Origin of the sequence: Streptomyces sp. NPDC094147 (genome assembly GCF_044764265.1) — a bacterium.
GTDB lineage: Bacteria > Actinomycetota > Actinomycetes > Streptomycetales > Streptomycetaceae > Streptomyces.
In genome coordinates this window covers 1,019,067-1,038,258 of sequence record NZ_JBIWHT010000001.1, presented here as the reverse complement: position 1 = coordinate 1,038,258, position 19,192 = coordinate 1,019,067, and the positions used below count along the sequence as shown (strand labels likewise).

Here is a 19,192-nt window from a genome sequence, read left to right as displayed (position 1 = left end):
GGGGACGGTTCCCGGCGACGACGACGGCCGCCTTCGAGTCCGCCGAGCCGGTGGCGATCGGCTCGTACGGTGTGCTCGAAGGCGGCCGCCGTCCTGGCGGGGTACGGAACGGATCAGGCGGCGAGGAGCTTCTCGTACCCCACGAGCCGCACGCAGGCCGTCAGGCCCAGGATCGCCTGCTCCAGCTCGGCGAGCGTCGGGTAGCTGGGCGCGATGCGGATGGCGGCGTCACGCGGGTCGCTGCCGTACGGGTGCGTCGCGCCGGCCGGGGTCAGGGCGATGCCCGCCGCGGCGGCCCGCGCCACGACCTCCTTGGCGCAGCCCTCCGGGACCTCCAGGGTGATGAAATAGCCGCCCGCGGGGGTCGTCCAGGTGGCGAGGCCGGTGCCGCCGAGCTCGCTGTCGAAGATCCGCCGGACGGTCTCGAACTTCGGCTGGAGCACGGCGCGCTGGCGCTCCATGTGCGCCCGTACGCCGTCCGCGTCGCGCAGGAACAGGACGTGGCGCAGCTGGTTGACCTTGTCCGGGCCGATCGAGCGCTTGGAGTTGTTGGCGAGCAGCCACCGCACGTTGGCGGGCGAGGAACCGAAGAAGGCGACGCCGGCGCCCGCCGCCGTGATCTTGGAGGTGGAGCCGAAGACGAAGGCCCGGTCGGGGTGGCCGGCCGTGGCGCAGGCGCCGAGCAGGTCGGCGATCTCGACGGGCTCGTCGGTCAGGTGGTGGGCGGCGTAGGCGTTGTCCCAGAAGATCCGGAAGTCCGGGGCGGCGGTCTCCATCCGGGCCAGCCGCGCCACGGTCTCGTCGCCGTAGCTGACGCCGCTCGGGTTGCTGTACTTCGGCACGCACCAGATGCCCTTGATGCCCGCGTCCTCGGCGACGAGCCGCTCCACGACGTCCATGTCCGGGCCCTCGTCGGTCATCGGCACCTGGATCATCTCGATGCCGAACCGCTCGCAGAGCGCGAAGTGCCGGTCGTAGCCGGGCACCGGGCACAGGAACGCGATGCGCTCCTGGTCCACCCAGCGGGACTCGGCGCCCGGCAGCGCGCTCAGCAGCGCGTGCACGATGCAGTCGTGCATGAGCTCCAGACTGGAGTTCCCGGCGGCGAGCAGCTGCGGGACCGGCACCTGGAGGACGTCGGCGAAGATCTCCCGAAGCTCCACGAGCCCCTGCAGTCCCCCGTAGTTCCGTAGGTCCGTGCCGTCGGCGGAGGTGTGGCGGCCGCCGGGCAGGCTGAGCAGGTCCTCCGAGAGGTCGAGCTGCTCGGGCGACGGCTTGCCCCGGGTGAGATCGAGCTTGAGACCGCGGCCCACCAGCGCCGCGTAGTCCTGCCGGGCCTGATCGAGGAGCCCGGCCAGGGCGTCGGAGCTCAGCTCGGTGGTCATGGTGTGTCCTCTCGCGGGGCCGCGCGTGCGGAACGGCATGGGTGGATGCGCCCTGCCGAGCTTACAAAGAGGCATCCGGGCGGTGGATGACGGGCTTCCGGGGCGGTGGGGGGAGGCGCCATGATCGAGAGGCGGGGGCGCCTGCCGGCCCGGCATCGCCGGTCCTTTCGCCCCGTTCATGACGGAAAGGGAGCTGAACGCAACGTGAGGTATCGCGAGCTGGGCACCGGGGGTCCGACGGTTTCGGCCGTGGGGCTGGGGTGCATGGGGATGTCGATCGCGTACGGGACCCCGGACGACGCGGAGTCCGAGCGGGCGCTCGACCGGGCGCTGGAGCTGGGCGTCACGCTGCTCGACACCGCGGACGCGTACGGGCGGGGCGCCAACGAGGAGTTCCTCGGGCGCTGGCTGCGGCGGCGCGCGGCCGAGCGGGACCGGCTGGTGGTGGCCACCAAGTTCGGGCTGCGCCACGACCCGGTGTCGGGCCGGGTGAACGAGGTGGACACCTCGGCGGAGTACGTCCGCACCGCCTGCCACGCCTCGCTGCGCCGCCTCGGGGTCGAGCGGATCGACCTCTACTGCGTGCACCGCCGCGACCCCTCGGTTCCGGTCGAGGAGACGGTGGGCGCGATGGCGGAGCTGGTGGCGGAGGGAAAGGTCGGGCACCTCGCGCTGAGCGAGGTCAGCGCCGAGACCGTGCGCCGGGCGCATGCCGAACACCCCATCAGCGCCGTGCAGTTGGAGTACTCCCTGTTCACGCGGGACGTCGTGGAGGGGGCCATGCTGGAGGTGTGCCGGGAGCTGGGGATCGGGGTGGTGGCCTACAGCCCGCTCGGCCGCGGCATGCTGACCGGGGGCATCGCCTCGGCGGCGGACCTGGACGATACGGACAACCGCAGGCGCTGGCCGCGCTTCGCCGAGGAGAACATCGGGCAGAACCTGACCCTCGTCGACGCCGTGCGGCGCGTCGCGGCCGAGATCGGCCGCACCCCCGCGCAGGCGGCTCTGGCCTGGCTGCTGGCCCAGGGCGAGGACGTCGTCCCGATCCCCGGCACGAAGAAGCGCCGCTATCTGGAGGAGAACGCGGCGGCGGCCGAGCTGCCCCTGACGCGGGAGCAGGTGGCCCTGCTGACCCGGGCGGTCCCGGCGGGGGCGGTGGCCGGGGGACGGTACCCGGAGGGGGCGCTGGGGAGACTGGGGCACTGACCGTGCGGATCGGCTTGCCGCTGCGGGGTGGGCGTCCCTCGCGGCTCGCAGGCCGTGAACGACGTTCTATTCCAGCCCGGATACCTTGAACACCGTCTGCGCCGTTTCCTTGTCGACGCGGGACGCGATCTGGCGCAGGGCCGTTTCGCCGCAGCGGAGCGTGCCCCGGTCGGTGCTGGTGCGGGCGTCCTGGTCGAGTACGTGCCACAGCGGGGGATTGGCGACGAGCACTTTCGGGTCGAGCTCGGCGCGGTTGCCCTCGATGTCCCGCAGTACCAGTCGCTGGGCGACGCCGTCGGACCAGCGGACCGACACGAGCCGGTCGGTGCGGACCTCGGCCCGTCGCAGCAGCCCGCGCGAGGCCAGGCGCCCCGGGCTCGCCGACACCCGGGCGGGCCAGAGCACGACGAACAGCAGGAGGGCGAGGCCGAGCCACAACAGCGTGCGCAGGACGCTGAGCGTGCCGGCCGCCGCGTCGATGGCCAGCAGCAGGCAGAGCAGCAGCACGGCGCAGCCCACCGCCGAGCGTGCCTCCCCGGCCCATCGGGTGTCGTGCACGGCGCCGTCGGCCGCCCGCGAAGGCCGCCCCGCCGCGCTCCGGACGGTCCGTCGTTCCATGGATGGGGACGGTAAGGGGGCGCGGGCCCCGGCGGGCGCACCTTGATGGGGCGTTGATGGATCGCTAACGGGACGGGTGCGCGGCGACGCCCATCTGGCACACCGGTGTCAGGCGCCAGTGAGCCGTGCCTCCTCCAGGTCCAGGGAGCGCTGGAGCCGGCGGCGGGTGGTCTCGCTTATGCGGTGGCCGTCGTAGAGGCGCTGGAGTTCGGCCGCCTCCTCCGCTATCAGGTCGCGGCGCAGCTGGCGGTAGACGTGGTCGGCGGACTCGGACTGGCTGTTGTCGGTGTCGTCGAGGCGTTCACGGGCGTGCTCCTGGCGTGCCAGCAGAGCGCGGCGCAGGCGGTCGGCCACCACCTCGGGGACGGCTTCCAGCTCGGAGATCTCGTCCAGGCGGCGCAGCCCCGCGTCGGCCAGGCTCAGCCGGGCGCGGGCCTCCTCGCGTTCGGTGCGGTCGGGTTCGAGGGCGATGCCCGAGCGGCGTACGACGGGGGCCAGCGAGAAGCCCTGGACGACCAGGGTGACCACCACCACCGAGGTCGTGAGGACCAGGACCAGGGGGCGGCCGGGGAGCAGGGTGCCGTCGGCGGCGGCGACCGGGATGGAGAGCGCGGCGGCCAGCGGCATCACGCCCCGGGTGCCGGCCCAGGACAGCACCACCGGGACCCGCCAGTTCGTCTTGCGCTGGCCGCCCTTCCACTGGAGCAGCGCGGACAGCGGGAAGATCCACAGCATCCGGACCGCGATCAGCGTCCCGGCGAGTGCGAGGGCGTACAGCGGCCAGAGCCGGTCGGCGTCGCCCAGCTCGCGGATGAGGCCGGGCAGCGAGAGGCCGATGAGGCTGAAGACCACGCTCTCCAGGAGGAAGACCACCGTGCCGTAGACGGCGTGCAGTTGGAGCCGTATGCGGGCGCTGGTCAGCCGGTCGGAGTTGCCGCCCAGGACCACGCCCGCCACCACCACGGAGGTCACGCCGGAGGTGTGGGCCGCTTCGGCGAGCACGTACGCCGCGTACGGGGTGACGAGCGCGACCACGGTTTCCAGGACCGGCTCCTCGGTGCGCCGCCGGATCAGGACGACCAGGCCCGCGACGGCCGCGCCGATCAGGGTGCCGCCGCCCGCGAGCAGGGCGAACTCGCCGCCCGCGCCCGCCCAGGAGACGGCCGAGGCGGCGACGGCGATGCTCACCGCGACCTTGAACAGGACCAGCGAGGTGGCGTCGTTGAACAGGCTCTCGGCCTGCACCAGGACCTGCACCTTGGGCGGCAGCGCGAGGCGCCGGCCGAGCGCGGTGACCGCCACCGGGTCGGTGCTGGCCAGGACCGCGCCCAGGACCAGCGCCAGCTGCCAGGGCAGCGGGGTCAGCACCGAGGCGACGTAACCGACGGCCGCGGCCGAGGCGAGGACCAGGCCGATGGCGAGGATGCTCACCGGCTTCCACACGACGCGCAGTTCGCGCCAGGAGATCTCCTCGGCGCTGGCGTACAGAAGGGGCGGCAGTACGACGAGGCCGATGATCTCCGGGGTGATGTGTATCGCGGGGGTGCCCGGCAGCATCGCGACGACCAGACCCGCGACGACCAGGAGCGAGGGCGCGGGTATGCGCCAGCGGCGGGCGCCCGTGGCCACCACCGTGGCGAGCACCACGAGGAACAAGACCGTACCGACGCCGCGCATGCCGCCCCCTGGACCAAAACGCGAGCCCGTATGGCCCGCAACGCCGACCAGACTTCCCGGCACACCGCCTTCACCCTATCGAGTAAGCCGGTCGATACGCCGGTCGATCCGTGCGTCGTCAAGGCGCCGTCAATGAAGTGCGGGCCCGCGACAGGAAGGCGTCAAGGCACGTGCCTCCTGACCGCCGGAAGCGGTTCGGTGGAAGGGCGCCCACCGCTGCGCCCCCAGTCGTAGCCGCCGCACGTGGCCCAGGGAGTTGAACGACCGTGAGCTTCGAGAACATCGTCGGACTCTGCGTCGCCGGATGCCTGCTCGGCTATCTGGTGTTCGCGCTGATCCACCCGGACCGGTTCTGACGAACACCGGCCTCCGGCAGCGCGGTTGGATCAGGAACACATCAAGGTCGTACGCCTCGGTCGTGCTGCCCGGCGACCTCCGGTGATGATCAGGAGCACACATCGCGCCCCCGGTCGCGCAGGGCCCCTGCCCGGCGACCGGGGCGCGCGTTCTGCGCAAGGAGGCGTGTGCTGTGGTGGTGGAGCCGGATGTCCCGCCCGGACGGCGGGGTCGGCTGAAGGTCTTCCTCGGGGCGGCTCCCGGGGTGGGCAAGACGTACCGGATGCTGGACGAGGCCCGGCGGAGGGGCGGGCGCGGCACGGACGTGGTGGTCGCGTTCGTGGAGTGCCACAAACGGCGGCACACGCTGGCGGGGCTCGACGGTCTGGAAGTGATTCCCCGTTCCCAACGCTCCTACCGGGGCGGGAAGTTCGAGGAGATGGACCTGGACGCGGTGCTGGCGCGCCGCCCGCAGGTGGCTCTCGTCGACGAGCTGGCGCACTCCAACATCCCGGGCGGCCGCAACGCCAAGCGGTGGCAGGACATCGAGGAGCTGCTCGCGGCCGGCATCGACGTGGTGACCGCGGTCAACATCCAGCACGTCGAGTCGTTGAACGACGTGGTCGAGAAGATCACCAAGGTGCCCCAGCAGGAGACCGTCCCCGACGAAGTGGTGCGCCGCGCCCATGAGATCGAACTGGTCGACATGCCCGCCGAGGCGCTGCGCCGCCGCATGGCGCACGGCAACATCTACGCGCCCGAGAAGGTGGACGCGGCCCTGGCGAACTACTTCCGGGTGGGGAACCTGACCGCGCTGCGGGAGCTGGCGCTGCGATGGGTGGCCGACAGCGTGGACGAGGCACTCCAGAAGTACCGCTCGGATCACGGCATCGGCGGCGTGTGGGAGACCCACGAGCGGGTGGTCGTCGCCCTGACCGGCGGGCCCGAGGGCGAGACCATCATCCGGCGGGCGGCCCGGATCGCCGACCGCTCGGCCGGCGGCGACGTACTGGCCGTGCACATCGCCCGCAGCGACGGCCTCGCGGCGGGCTCCTCGGCCGCCGCCCTCGCCCGGCAGCGCGCCCTGGTGGAGAGCCTCGGCGGCAGCTACCACTCGGTGGTCGGCGACGACATCCCGACCGCGCTGCTCGAATTCGCCCGCGCCGAGAACGCCACGCAGCTGGTGCTCGGCACCAGCAGCCGCAGCAGGCTGGAGCGGTTCATGACCGGGCGCGGCATAGGGGAGACCGTCGTGTCGCTCTCCCACGACATCGATGTGCACATGGTGACCCACGAACGGGCGGGCCGGGGACGGCTGTTGGCGTCGAGGCGGCGCACCCTGTCGACCACCCGCCTCATCGCGGGCCCGGTGTCCGGTCTCGTCCTGCCCTTCGCCCTGACCTTCGTGCTCGCGCAGATGAGGGGGACGCTCACCCTCACCAGCGAGGCGCTCCTGTTCCTGCTCACGGTCGTCGGGGTGGCCTGCGTCGGGGGCGTGGTCTCCGCCGTGGTCGCCTCGGTGACGGCCTCGCTGCTCCTCAACTACTGGTTCATCCCGCCGGTCGGCCAGTTCACGACGAACCTCAACAGCATGCTGGTGACGGTGGTGTTCGCGCTGGTCGCCGGGATCGTCGCGGCCGTCGTGGACCGCTCGCTGAGGCTCTCGCGCCGTTCGGCCCGCGCCACCGCCGAGGCGGAGACCCTGTCCTCGCTGGCCGGCTCGATCGTGCGGGGCGACCGGGCGATTCCGGCGCTCCTGGAACGTACGAGAGAGACCTTCGGCATGGACTCGGCCGAGCTCGTGCCGCTGCCCGTCGCGGACCCGGGCGTCGTGCAGGTCCCGGTGGGACCGGATGCCTTCCTGGTGCTGCGGGGCCGGACGCTGCCGTCCTCCGAACGCAAGGTGCTCACCGCGTTCGCCGCGCACGTCACCGTCGCCGTGGAGCGGGCCCGGCTCGCGGAGGTGGCCGCCGAGGTCGAACCGGTGAAGGCCGCCGACCGGATGCGCACCGCGCTGCTCGCGGCGGTCAGCCACGACCTGCGCACTCCGCTGGCCGCCGGCTGGGCCGCCATCACCTCGCTGCGCAGCCGCGACGTCGACTTCAGCGACGAGGACCGCGAGGAGCTCCTCGCCACCGCCGACGAGTCCATGACGCGCCTGGGCCGGCTCATCGACAACCTCCTCGACATGAGCCGCCTCCAGGCCGGGGCGCTCAAACTGAGCCTGCGGGCCACCGCCCTTGAGGAGGTCCTGCCGACCGCGCTGGAGTCACTGCCCCCGGGGGCGGCCCCGGTGGACATCCAGGGCCTGGACGCCGTCCCGGCGGTCCTCGCCGACCCGCCGTTGCTGGAACGGGTCGTCGCCAACCTGCTGAGCAACGCGGCCCGGTACACCCCGCGGGGCGAACCGGTCCTGCTCACCGCGAGCACCCTCGCGGACCGGGTCGAGGTACGGGTGATCGACCGGGGGCCCGGCCTGTCGGCCGAGGGACGCGAGCGGGCCTTCGTGCCGTTCCAGCGCCTCGGCGACACCGACAACACAACCGGGGTCGGCCTGGGCCTGGCCCTGTCCCGCGGCCTCACCGAGGCGATGTCCGGCACCCTCACCCCCGAGGACACCCCGGGCGGCGGACTGACCATGGTGCTGTCGCTGCCCGCCGCCGACCAGCGGGTGTCCGGCGAGGCCGGCGCCGGGGGAGCGGTGGGCGCGTAGGGGCGTAAGGAGTCCGTCAGGACAATCGCGGCCGGTGAGCCGTCTTCCCGCTGCGGGAGCATCGTGGAAGGCGGAGCACTGGAGGTGGCCATGTCCGGCTTCACGCTGCCAGGGGCCCTGGGGCGGTACGTCCGGCCCGTACGGATCTCCCGCCCGACGCGCGACCAGCTCGCGCTCGCGACGGCCGTCGTCGGTCCGCTCGCCGTCGCCGCGGCTCTCACGCCCTTGCGTACGCACGTGGCGAGCACCAACCTCGCACTGATCCTCGTGGTGGTCGTGGTGGCCGTGTCCGCCAACGGGCACCGCGGCGCGGGGGCACTGGCCGCGCTCTCCTCGGCCCTCTGGTTCGACTTCTTCCTCACCCGCCCCTACGAGCGGTTCACCATCTCCAGCGGCGACGAGATCACCACCGCCGTCCTGCTGCTCGCGGTCGGACTCGCGGTCTCGCAGCTCGCCGCGCGGGCCCGGCGCCTGAAGGTCGTCACCGTCACCGACGCGGGCCATCTCGCCCGCATCCACGAAACCGCCCGCCTCGCGCAGAACGCCGCGTCCGCGGACGCCGTCGTCACCCACGTCCGCGACCAGCTCATCGACCTGCTGGCCCTGGACGGCTGCCGCTTCGAGTACGGAACGCTTCTCGGCCACCCGCCCGGCCTCGAAGAGGACGGCGAGGTCACCACGGCGCGCGGTGCCCGGTGGGACGTGGAGCGCCACGGCTGGCCGCGGGGGCAGGAGATCGAGCTGCGTGCCGTCGGCAAGGGGCACTACTACGGCCGGTTCATGCTCAGGCCGGGGCCGGGCGACGTCGTTCCGCTGCAGGCCCGGCTGGTGGCGGTGACCCTCGCCGGGCAGGCCGGGGCGGCGCTGGCGGAGGCGGGGGAAGGCGCGGTCCGGGAGGACTGAACACCGGGCCGGCGCAACCGCGGACCGACCGGACACGACCGACGGCTTCCGGCCGTCAAGTAGGCGTTAAGCCAAGGCTCTTGGGCATCAGGGACCCGTCAACACAAGCGATCACTCGAACTTCTGCCCCACATGATGGTCAGCGCACGGGAACGTACGAGCGGCCCGTGGCGCGAGGTTGGAGGGCGAGTGACGGTCACCGCCGGTGCCGGGCAGCGTCAGGGAGCGGGGGCCCCGTCGACTGCTGAACCAGACCCCGCGCCGGACGTTCGTCGTGGGGGAACTCCCGAGCAGCGGTCCGTAGGGGGTCCGCGAAGCGGACAGCCGGGGCGACGGCCTCCCATCGCCGTCGCCCGGCTGGTCCGTCTCTTCCGGTACGCCGTCGGCCGCTACTGGACCACCACACAGGGCCGGCTGCGGCTCGCCCGCGCGGTGTGCCTGCTGCTCGGCGCCGGACTTGTCGTCCTGATCGCCGTGGCGGCCACCGGGCTCTCCACCACGTGGGACGCGATCCAGCACCGCGCCGCACCCCGCACGGTCGCGGCCACGCAACTCAACCTGGCACTCAACGACATGGACGCCCAGGCCGCCAACATCCTTCTGTCCAGCGGCGATTCGGGCAGGGGTCGCCTGGACGAGTCGTACAGCAAGGCGAGCGGCTTCTACCGGGACGCCCAGCAGACCATCAGCGGCTCCCTGCGCACCCTCGGTGCCGCCTCCGAGGGCGACAAGGCGACCGAGGACACGGTGGTCGCCCTCACCGACGACTTCGCGCACTACCAGGAGCTGATCGGCCGGTCCCTGGAGAACGACGGGCACCCCGGCGGCAAGGACGCGGCCCGCGCCGACTACCGGCTGGCCACCGACCTCCTGGCGCAGCGCCTGCTGCCGCAGGCCCGCAGGCTCGTGGACGCCAACAACGCCGTGTACGAGGGCGAGTACGAGGCCGCGCGCTCGGACCTGTCCGTCCAGCTCGTCACCGAGGCCGTCCTCGGGGTGCTGCTGCTCGTCGTCCTGGCGGTACTCCAGGTCCGCATCGCCCGCGGCTTCCGGCGCGTCTTCAACCCCGCGCTCCTCGCGGCCACGCTGTGCGCGGTCGTCGCGGTGGTGTGCGGCAGCCGGCTCCTGACGGTCTCCGAGGAGCAGCTGAAGATCGCGCGCCACGACTCCTTCGACTCGGTGGTCGCCCTCTCCCGCTCCAAGGCGATCGGCTACGACGCCAACGCGGACGAGAGCCGCTTCCTGCTGGACGCCGCACGCAGGGACGCGTACGAGAAGTCGTTCTTCGACAAGTCGCAGCAGCTGTACGGGCTCGAAGGCGCGAGCCTCGCCACGTACGACGCGAAACTGGCCGGGACCTGGTCGGCGTATCAACGCGACCACAGCGACGAGCAGTTCACCGGCGAGTACCGGCGCGAGCTGGACAACATCACCTTCGCCGGGGAGCGCGAGGCGGCGGAGAAGACGGTCGAGGCGTACGCCGTCTACCAGAAGGACGACCGGACCTTCCGCCGGCTCGTCGCCGAGGGAAAGCTCCAGGAGGCCACGGTCTTCTGCATCGGCTGGTCCTCCGACACCTCCAACGCCCACTTCGGCGACTGGATGAAGGCCCTGGACCAGGTGACCGGGATCAACGCCGCCCACCACGAAACGGCGATCGCCACCGGCCGGGACGCCATCAGCACCCAGGCGTCCACGGCCGCCGGCGCCCTGATCCTGGCGGCCGGGCTCCTCGTTCTCGGGCTGCGGCCGCGGCTGGCCGAGTTCCGCTGACGGGGCGTCCACCGCGGGGAAGGGGGGACGGTGGGTCCGGTACGCCCGGGAGTGGTCACCGCGGCAGGCGGATTCGCGATGCTCGCCGGGGCGGCCATGGCCGCGGCCGGCGGCTTCGGTGCCGGGTGGACCGTGCTGTGGATCCTCGACGCGGAACCCGGGCACGGCAAAGACCGGTGGCTGGTGGGCCCGCTCCTGTTCGTCTGGTGCCTGCTGATGCTCGGCATGGGGACGGACCTGCTGTGGAGCGGCCGCGCGATCCTGCGGGGCCGGCCGAGCGCGCTGGGCAGAGCCGAGAACGTCCTCTTCCTCGTCAGCCTGGTGGCCGCTCTCGGCGTCGCCGGAACGCTGGGCCCCGCATTGTTCGACGATTCGCTCTCCACCAGGGATTGGCTGCCTGCGCTGGCGGGTTCGGCAACGGTCTTCGCTCTCGCGGTGACGGGCATCGCGCTGTGCTCGGCGAAAGAGACGCGGCGCCACCTCGGGCCGCAGGCCGAGGACTCCCTCATGGCGCCTGTCGCGGCGCGGCTGGCGGCCGGAGCATCGCTCGGCGCGCAGGTCGCGGTGCTGCGGGTCCCGCACGAGACCGTCCACGTCCACGAGCACGGTGCCGTCTTCTTCCACGGGAACCGCGCACACCTGGCGCCGGGCAGGGGGAGGACGTTCGCCGTGCGATGGCAGGAGGTCGAGAGGTTCGATCACTCCTTCTCCTGGGTCCGCCATCAGGGCGCGACGTACCGGTTCGGGTACCGGTACTGCCTCTGGCACCGGGGGAGAAGGCACCGGATGATGGCCGGGGCCCTGGGCCCCGAGGAGACGGCGCTGACGCACTTCGTCCGCCTGGCGGATCCGAGGATCGCACAGGCGCAGCTCCCCGGGATGCTGGAGCGCCTCCGGCAGGGCGGGACGGTCGACTTCCAGCTGGCCGCCGTCACCCCCGAGGGCCTGCTCCTCCACGACTGGCTGCTCTTCGTCAAACGCCGCGAGCTGGTGACCTGGGCCGAGTTGGACCACATCGAGGTGGGGCCGCGGTTCGACCTGACGGCGCGGCCGCGCGGCATCGTCGTACACACCCGGGACGGAGAGCGGCGCCAGGCGATGCGGGAGCCGAACGGCATACCCAACCGGACGGCCTTCCTGGCCGTGCTCGAACACTTCGGCGTCGACGTCCGCGAGACGCGGACGCAGCCCGAATCCCGCTGATGCCGGTCAGCCGAGGCCGGGGATCATCGACACGATCACGTCGATCAGCTTGATGCCGACGAAGGGCAGGACGAGTCCGCCGAGACCGTAGATTCCGAGGTTGCGGCGGAGCAGGTCGTGGGCGGAGGCGGGGGTGTAGCGGACGCCGCGCAGGGCGAGCGGGATGAGCGCCACGATGATCAGGGCGTTGAAGATGATCGCCGAGGTGATGGCGGACGTCGGGCTGTGCAGGCCCATGACGTTCAGCGCTTCGAGGCCCGGATAGGCGGAGGCGAACATCGCCGGGATGATCGCGAAGTACTTCGCGACGTCGTTGGTGATGGAGAAGGTGGTCAACGCCCCACGGGTGATGAGGAGTTGCTTGCCGATCTCGACGATCTCGATGAGCTTCGTCGGGTTGGAGTCCAGGTCCACCATGTTCCCGGCCTCCTTCGCGGCCGAGGTCCCCGTGTTCATCGCCACGCCCACATCGGCCTGCGCGAGCGCCGGGGCGTCGTTCGTCCCGTCGCCCGTCATCGCGACCAGCTTGCCGCCCTCCTGCTCCTTCTTGATCAGGGCGAGCTTGTCCTCGGGGGTGGCCTCGGCGAGGAAGTCGTCCACCCCGGCCTCCCGCGCGATGGCACGGGCGGTGAGCGGGTTGTCCCCGGTGATCATGACCGTACGGATGCCCATGCGGCGCAGTTCCGAGAAGCGTTCCGCGATGCCGTCCTTGACGACGTCCTTGAGGTGGATCACGCCGAGGACGCGGGGCCCGTTCCAGTCGTGCACGCCCACCAGCAGTGGGGTGCCGCCGGATGCCGAGATCGCCTCGGTGAACTGGAGTGCCTCGGGCGGCACTTGGCCCCCGTACATCATGACCCACTCGATGACCTGGGCGGTCGCGCCCTTGCGGATGTGGGAGACGGCGCCGTTCTCCCAGCGCAGGTCCACCCCGCTCATCCGGGTCTGGGCGCTGAACTCCACGAACCGGGACCCCGCCAGATCGCCCTCGGCGGGCTCGCGCAGCCCGTACTGGTTCTTGGCGAGGACGACGACGGAGCGGCCCTCGGGCGTCTCGTCGGCGAGCGAGGCGAGCTGCGCGGCGTCGGCGAGGTGGTGCTCGCGCACCCCGGGCATGGGGATGAAGGCGGCGGCCTCGCGGTTGCCGAGGGTGATGGTGCCGGTCTTGTCGAGCAGCAGGGTGTTCACGTCGCCGGCCGCCTCCACCGCCCGCCCCGACATGGCCAGCACGTTGCGCTGCACCAGCCGGTCCATGCCCGCGATGCCGATCGCGGAGAGCAGCGCGCCGATGGTGGTCGGGATCAGGGTCACCAGGAGCGCCACGAGGACGGTGGTGGACTGGGCGGCGTTCGCGTACTCGGCCATGGGCTGGAGGGTGACGACGACCAGCACGAAGATGATGGTGAGCGCGGCGAGCAGGATGTTGAGCGCGATCTCGTTCGGCGTCTTCTGCCGGGACGCGCCCTCGACCAGCGCGATCATCCGGTCGAGGAAGGAGTGCCCGGGGCGTGAGGTGACGCGGACGACGATCCGGTCGGACAGGACGGTGGTGCCGCCGGTGACGCCGGAGCGGTCGCCGCCGGACTCGCGGATGACCGGCGCGGACTCGCCGGTCACCGCCGACTCGTCCACCGCCGCGACCCCGTCCACCACGTCGCCGTCCGCCGGGATCAGCTCGCCCGCCTCGACCAGTACGAAGTCGAAGGGCTTGAGGTCGGTGGCGGCGACCGCCTCCGTGCGCGCGCTGCTCAGATCGGTGCCGACCCGCCAGTTGTCGCGCAGGCGCAGCGCCACCGTGTCCGTGCGGGCCTTCCTCAGGGACTCGGCCTGGGCCTTGCCCCGGCCCTCGGCGACGGCCTCCGCGAGGTTGGCGAAGATCACCGTCAGCCAGAGCCAGACGCTGATGACCCAGGTGAAGACCGACGGGTTCAGGAGCGCGGAGAGCGTGGTGAGCACCGCCCCGACCGAGACCACGAAAAGGACCGGGGTACGCACCAGCGCCCGCGGATGCAGCTTGCGCAGCGCGTCGGGAAACGACGTGACCAGTTGCACGGGCTCGAAGAGCCCGCTGGGGCGGCGGGCACCGCGGTGCGGGGGCCGGCCGGGCCCCGGAGTCCGGGGATTGCGGGGCGGCGGACCACTGGGAGCGGGGACGGTCTGGGCCTGCTGGGGGGCGGCGGGAGACATCGGGGGTGACCTTCTGGTGGGGACGCGATGCGGCGAGACATCGCCGCAGGTCACCGCTCATGCCGGGACGGTGGAAGGGCATGGCCCGAGTGCGGGCCGGCCATGGCTGTCCGCGACTGTCAGTGAGCGGCAGCACACGAATCTAGGCGACGAAGAAGCCGCGCTCCGCCCGTTGAGCGGAGTTTTACGCCCCTCTGACGGCGGCTCGCCGACCGGGTGTCAGTGTCCTGTCAGGATCCCGTACACGGGGGTTTGGCCGACCTTCGCGCATCCGGCCGGAAAGCGTTGTGACCCGCTCGGAAAAATGCCCCGTTTGGCGTAGAAGGCTGCTAGATATCCCCAGGTCGACGGGTGGCCGTCCGTGCGGGCGTAAGAGTCCCGTTAAAGGGGCGCCAATGGCCGTAAGAGGCCCGTCAACGGAGCGCGCAAACACTGTCGGAGACGGTTTCCTCATGGCGTCCGTTCTTTTTCGAACCTCTTTCAGGAGTTCACGATGGCCGACGTGGCCTTCGTCGTCACCACGATCGCGGTCTTCGCGCTGGTGGCGCTCATCGCCAGGGGGGTGGCAAAGCTGTGACTGCCGAGAACATTGTCGGTCTGATCGTGGCCGTCGCCCTGCTGGGTTACCTCGTCCTCGCCCTCGTTTACCCGGAGAGGTTCTGAGCCCCGACATGTCACCTGTGCTCTCCGGTGTGCTCCAGTTCCTCGCGCTCGCAGCGGCGCTGGCCCTGGCATACCGTCCCCTCGGCGACTACATGGCCCGTGTCTACTCCTCCGACAAGCACCTGCGTGTCGAGAAGTGGCTCTACAAGGCCATCGGCGCCAACCCGTCCACCGAGATGCGCTGGCCCGCCTATCTGCGCGGCGTCCTCGCCTTCTCCGCGGTCAGCGTGCTGTTCCTCTACCTGATCCAGCGCCTGCAGGGCTCGCTGCCGGGCTCGCTGGGCTTCGTGTCGATCGACCCGTTCCAGGCGTTCAACACGGCCGCCTCCTTCGTGTCCAACACGAACTGGCAGTCGTACTCGGGCGAGCAGGCCATGGGCCACGTCGTGCAGACCGGTGGTCTGGCGGTCCAGAACTTCGTGTCGGCCGCCGTCGGCATCGCGGTCGCCGTCGCCCTGGTCCGTGGCTTCGCCCGCTCGCGCACCGGTGAGCTGGGCAACTTCTGGTCGGACCTGGTGCGCGGCACCGTCCGGATCCTGATCCCGATCTCGGTGATCGGCGCGGTCGTCCTGGTCGCGTGCGGCGCGATCCAGAACTTCGCGGGCATCCACGAGGTCGGCCAGTTCATGGGCGGCTCGCAGCAGTGGAACGGCGGGGCGGTGGCCTCGCAGGAGGCCATCAAGGAGCTGGGCACCAACGGCGGCGGTTACTTCAACGCCAACTCGGCCCACCCCTTCGAGAACCCCAACGGCTTCTCGAACCTCTTCGAGATCTTCCTGATCCTCGTCATCCCGCTCGCACTGACCCGGACCTTCGGCAAGATGGTCGGCTCGGTCAAGCAGGGCTACGCGATCCTCGCCACGATGGTCACCATCTGGGTCGGATTCACCGCCCTGATGATGTGGACCGAATTCGCCCACCACGGCCCGGCGTTCGACGTCGCGGGCGGGGCGATGGAGGGCAAGGAGACCCGCTTCGGGATCAGCGGTTCGGCGATCTTCTCGGTGGCCACGACCCTGACGTCCACGGGCGCGGTCAACTCCTTCCACTCCTCCTTCACCGGCTTCGGCGGCGGCATCCAGCTCCTGGGCATGCAGCTCGGCGAGATCGCGCCGGGCGGTACGGGCTCCGGCCTGTACGGCATGCTGATCATGGCGATCATCGCGGTGTTCATCGCGGGTCTGATGGTCGGCCGCACGCCCGAGTACCTGGGCAAGAAGATCGGCACCCGCGAGATCAAGTTCGCGGCCTGCTACATCCTCATCACCCCGGCGCTGGTGCTGATCTTCACCGGTATCGCGATGGCGATGCCCTCCACGCTGGTCTCGATGTCGAACTCGGGTGCGCACGGCTTCTCCGAGGTGCTGTACGCCTACACCTCGGGCGCCAACAACAACGGCTCCGCCTTCGCGGGCCTCAACGCGAACACCCCGTGGTTCAACACCTCGATCGGTCTCGCGATGCTGCTCGGCCGGTTCGTGCCGATGGTCTTCGTCCTCGCCCTGGCCGGTTCGCTGGCCGAGCAGAAGCCGATCCCGGAGACCGCGGGCACCCTGCGCACCAACAAGCCGCTGTTCACGGGCCTGCTGGTCGGCACCATCCTGATTGTCACCGGTCTGACCTACTTCCCCGCGCTCGCGCTGGGTCCGCTGGCCGAGGGGCTGGCGTCATGACCACCAACCTGAAGCACGAGGACGAGATGTCCACTGCCACTCCGACCCGGGCCCCGCACAGCGACGTCCCAACGGGTCACAAGGACCACGGCAAGGTCGGCGGGGGTCTCTTCGACCCGAAGGCGCTGGTCAAGTCCTTCCCGGACGCGGTCAAGAAGCTCAACCCGAAGACCATGATCAAGTCTCCGGTCATGTTCGTGGTCGAGATCGGCTCGGTCCTGACGACCATCCTCGCGATCAAGAGCCCGAGCGACTGGTTCGGCTGGGCGATCGCGGCCTGGCTGTGGCTGACCACGATCTTCGCCAACCTGGCGGAGGCGGTGGCGGAGGGCCGTGGCAAGGCGCAGGCCGACACCCTGCGCAAGGCCAAGACCGACACCGTCGCCCGCCGCCTCAACGGCAGCGTCGAGGAGCAGGTGCCCGGCACCGAGCTCAAGATCGGTGACCTGGTCGTCTGCGAGGCGGGCGACATCATCCCCGGCGACGGTGACGTGGTCGAGGGTGTCGCGTCGGTGGACGAGTCGGCGATCACCGGCGAGTCCGCTCCCGTCATCCGGGAGTCCGGCGGCGACCGCTCGGCCGTCACCGGTGGTACGAAGGTGCTGTCGGACCGCGTGGTCATCAAGATCACGACGAAGCCGGGCGAGACGTTCATCGACCGGATGATCAACCTGGTCGAGGGCGCCTCCCGCCAGAAGACGCCGAACGAGATCGCCCTCAACATCCTGCTGGCGTCCCTCACGATCGTCTTCCTGCTGGCCGTCGTCACGCTCCAGCCGTTCGCGATGTACGCGAAGGCCGAGCAGTCGATGATCGTGCTTGCCGCGCTGCTGGTCTGCCTGATCCCGACGACGATCGGCGCGCTGCTCTCCGCGATCGGTATCGCGGGCATGGACCGCCTGGTCCAGCGCAACGTACTGGCCATGTCCGGCAGGGCGGTCGAAGCGGCGGGCGACGTCTCCACGCTGCTGCTGGACAAGACCGGCACCATCACCCTGGGCAACCGCCAGGCGTCGGAGTTCGTGCCGGTCAAGGGCACCACCGAGGCCGAGGTCGCCGACGCCGCCCAGCTGTCCTCGCTGGCCGACGAGACGCCCGAGGGCCGCTCCATCGTGGTCCTCGCCAAGGAGAAGTACGGCCTGCGCGAGCGCCACCAGGGCGAACTCGCCGGCGCCGAGTGGGTGGCCTTCACCGCCCAGACCCGTATGTCGGGCGTGGACGTGGACGGACGCAGGACCCGCAAGGGCGCGGCCGGTTCGGTCATCACCTGGGTCAAGGAGCAGGGCGGCCAGGTCGCCGAGGACGCCGACGCGCTGGCGAACAAGATCTCCGAGGCCGGTGGCACGCCGCTGCTCGTCGCCGTCGAGGACGAGCGGGGCGCCCGCGTCCTGGGTGTCATCCACCTCAAGGACGTCGTCAAGGAGGGCATGCGGGAGCGGTTCGACGAGCTGCGCCGCATGGGCATCAAGACGGTCATGATCACGGGTGACAACCCGCTGACCGCGAAGGCCATCGCCGAAGAGGCGGGGGTGGACGACTTCCTCGCGGAGGCGACCCCCGAGGACAAGATGGCGCTGATCAAGCGGGAGCAGGCCGGCGGCAAGCTGGTCGCGATGACCGGTGACGGCACCAACGACGCCCCGGCGCTCGCACAGGCCGATGTCGGTGTGGCCATGAACACGGGTACGTCGGCCGCGAAGGAGGCCGGCAACATGGTCGACCTCGACTCGAACCCGACCAAGCTGATCGAGATCGTCGAGATCGGCAAGCAACTCCTCATCACCCGGGGCGCGTTGACCACCTTCTCGATCGCCAACGACGTCGCGAAGTACTTCGCGATCATCCCGGCGATGTTCGCGGTGGTCTACCCGGGCCTGGACAAGCTCAACATCATGAGCCTGCACAGCCCCGAGTCGGCGATCCTGTCGGCCGTCATCTTCAACGCGCTGATCATCATCGCGCTGGTGCCGCTCGCGCTGAAGGGCGTGCAGTACAAGCCGACCAGCGCCGACAAGATGCTCCGCCGCAACCTTGGCATCTACGGCCTGGGCGGTCTGATCGCCCCGTTCATCGGCATCAAGATCATCGACCTGCTCATCTCCCTCATCCCCGGAATCGGCTGATCGGTCATGAACAACTCACTGGGAAACACCGCCCGTCTGCTGGGCGCCGGTCTGCGCGCCCTCCTGGTCCTGACGGTCGTGTGCGGGGTCATCTACCCGCTCGTCGTGACCGGCATCGCCCAGGTGGCGTTCGGCAACAAGGCCAACGGCTCCGAGATCAAGTCCGGCGGAAAGGTGGTCGGTTCGGAACTGATCGGCCAGAGCTACAACCTGCCGAAGAAGAACCCGAACGACGCCGAGGAAGCTGCGGTACCGGACCCGAAGTGGTTCCAGCCGCGCCCTTCCAACGGGCTCGCCGCGAACACGGTCAACACGCAGTACCAGCTGATCGTGTCGGGTGCGACGAACCTGTCGGGTGACAACGACAAGCTGATCAAGCAGGTCACCGACGCGAAGGCCGCCGTCGTCAAGGACAACTCGACCGCCGGCTACAAGGTGAACCCGGCCGACGTGCCCGCGGACGCGGTCACCTCCTCCGGCTCCGGTCTGGACCCGGACATCTCCCCGGCGTACGCGAAGATCCAGGTCCACCGGGTCGCGGAGCAGAACCACCTCACCGTCCAGCAGGTCGACAAGATCGTCGCGGACGCCACCAGCGGCCGCCGGCTCGGCTTCATCGGCGAGCCGCGCGTGAACGTCCTCAAGCTCAACATCGCGCTCAAGGAACTCGTCCAGAAGTGATCGGCTTACCGCGAGGGGCGGGGGCCGGCGGTCCGGGTACTCCGGCCGCGG

Annotated in this window: 14 protein-coding genes; 10 read left to right on the top strand and 4 right to left on the bottom strand. The window is 70.9% G+C overall.

Going from position 1 to position 19,192, the window contains the following annotated elements; genetic code table 11:
• Positions 1–113: 113 nt before the first annotated feature.
• Positions 114–1,385, bottom strand: coding sequence for an aminotransferase class I/II-fold pyridoxal phosphate-dependent enzyme (locus ACIQ8J_RS04650; protein WP_403264762.1), 1,272 nt, complete (start codon positions 1,383–1,385; stop codon positions 114–116).
• 204 nt (positions 1,386–1,589) lie between these two features.
• Between ACIQ8J_RS04650 and ACIQ8J_RS04645 the strand changes: the two genes are divergently transcribed.
• The gene (locus tag ACIQ8J_RS04645; RefSeq protein ID WP_403264759.1) at positions 1,590–2,591 is read left to right on the top strand and encodes an aldo/keto reductase; all 1,002 of its coding nucleotides are present in this window, start codon (positions 1,590–1,592) and stop codon (positions 2,589–2,591) included.
• A gap of 66 nt (positions 2,592–2,657) precedes the next feature.
• On the opposite strand, the gene ACIQ8J_RS04640 is transcribed toward ACIQ8J_RS04645, so the two are convergent.
• Both ACIQ8J_RS04640 and ACIQ8J_RS04635 read right to left on the bottom strand, forming a co-directional pair.
• Positions 2,658–3,209, bottom strand: coding sequence for a hypothetical protein (locus ACIQ8J_RS04640; RefSeq protein WP_403264756.1), 552 nt, complete (start codon positions 3,207–3,209; stop codon positions 2,658–2,660).
• A 108-nt stretch (positions 3,210–3,317) separates the two neighbouring features.
• Entirely contained in the window at positions 3,318–4,886 is a 1,569-nt protein-coding gene (locus ACIQ8J_RS04635; RefSeq protein WP_403264753.1) for a Na+/H+ antiporter, read from the bottom strand.
• Between the two features lie 266 nt (positions 4,887–5,152).
• Here ACIQ8J_RS04635 and kdpF (ACIQ8J_RS04630) point away from each other — a divergent pair, with 266 nt between their 5' ends.
• The 5 genes from kdpF (ACIQ8J_RS04630) (at position 5,153) to ACIQ8J_RS04610 (ending at position 11,814) form a co-directional block, all read left to right on the top strand.
• Positions 5,153–5,242 (top strand): K(+)-transporting ATPase subunit F, encoded by a 90-nt coding sequence (kdpF, locus tag ACIQ8J_RS04630; RefSeq protein WP_399047899.1) that lies wholly within the window; start codon positions 5,153–5,155, stop codon positions 5,240–5,242.
• Positions 5,243–5,415: 173 nt separating this feature from the next.
• Complete coding sequence (locus ACIQ8J_RS04625; RefSeq protein ID WP_403264749.1) at positions 5,416–7,935, top strand: ATP-binding protein; 2,520 nt, start codon at positions 5,416–5,418, stop codon at positions 7,933–7,935.
• A 63-nt stretch (positions 7,936–7,998) separates the two neighbouring features.
• Positions 7,999–8,838: a DUF4118 domain-containing protein gene (locus tag ACIQ8J_RS04620; RefSeq protein ID WP_403264746.1), complete on the top strand. Its 840-nt coding sequence runs from the start codon at positions 7,999–8,001 to the stop codon at positions 8,836–8,838.
• Between the two features lie 189 nt (positions 8,839–9,027).
• Positions 9,028–10,611 carry a hypothetical protein gene (locus ACIQ8J_RS04615; RefSeq protein WP_403264744.1) on the top strand — a complete coding sequence of 528 codons (1,584 nt, stop codon included), beginning with the start codon at positions 9,028–9,030 and terminating at the stop codon, positions 10,609–10,611.
• Positions 10,612–10,641: 30 nt separating this feature from the next.
• Complete coding sequence (locus ACIQ8J_RS04610; RefSeq protein ID WP_403264741.1) at positions 10,642–11,814, top strand: hypothetical protein; 1,173 nt, start codon at positions 10,642–10,644, stop codon at positions 11,812–11,814.
• A 6-nt stretch (positions 11,815–11,820) separates the two neighbouring features.
• Here the strand turns inward: ACIQ8J_RS04610 and kdpB (ACIQ8J_RS04605) are convergent, their stop codons facing one another.
• Positions 11,821–14,001 carry a potassium-transporting ATPase subunit KdpB gene (kdpB, locus tag ACIQ8J_RS04605; protein ID WP_403264738.1) on the bottom strand — a complete coding sequence of 727 codons (2,181 nt, stop codon included), beginning with the start codon at positions 13,999–14,001 and terminating at the stop codon, positions 11,821–11,823.
• Between the two features lie 573 nt (positions 14,002–14,574).
• On the opposite strand from kdpB (ACIQ8J_RS04605), the gene kdpF (ACIQ8J_RS04600) reads away from it, so the two are divergent.
• From kdpF (ACIQ8J_RS04600) to ACIQ8J_RS04585, 4 genes are read left to right on the top strand one after another with little or no spacing between them, the layout of a single operon-like run.
• Positions 14,575–14,664 carry a K(+)-transporting ATPase subunit F gene (gene kdpF, locus ACIQ8J_RS04600; RefSeq protein ID WP_063801986.1) on the top strand — a complete coding sequence of 30 codons (90 nt, stop codon included), beginning with the start codon at positions 14,575–14,577 and terminating at the stop codon, positions 14,662–14,664.
• A gap of 8 nt (positions 14,665–14,672) precedes the next feature.
• Positions 14,673–16,337 (top strand): potassium-transporting ATPase subunit KdpA, encoded by a 1,665-nt coding sequence (gene kdpA / locus ACIQ8J_RS04595; protein ID WP_403264734.1) that lies wholly within the window; start codon positions 14,673–14,675, stop codon positions 16,335–16,337.
• Positions 16,334–18,460 (top strand): potassium-transporting ATPase subunit KdpB, encoded by a 2,127-nt coding sequence (kdpB, locus tag ACIQ8J_RS04590; RefSeq protein WP_403264731.1) that lies wholly within the window; start codon positions 16,334–16,336, stop codon positions 18,458–18,460. Before kdpA ends, kdpB (ACIQ8J_RS04590) begins: the two co-directional genes overlap by 4 nt.
• 6 nt (positions 18,461–18,466) lie before the next feature.
• Positions 18,467–19,141 (top strand): potassium-transporting ATPase subunit C, encoded by a 675-nt coding sequence (locus tag ACIQ8J_RS04585; RefSeq protein ID WP_403264728.1) that lies wholly within the window; start codon positions 18,467–18,469, stop codon positions 19,139–19,141.
• The last annotated feature ends 51 nt before the right edge of the window (positions 19,142–19,192 follow it).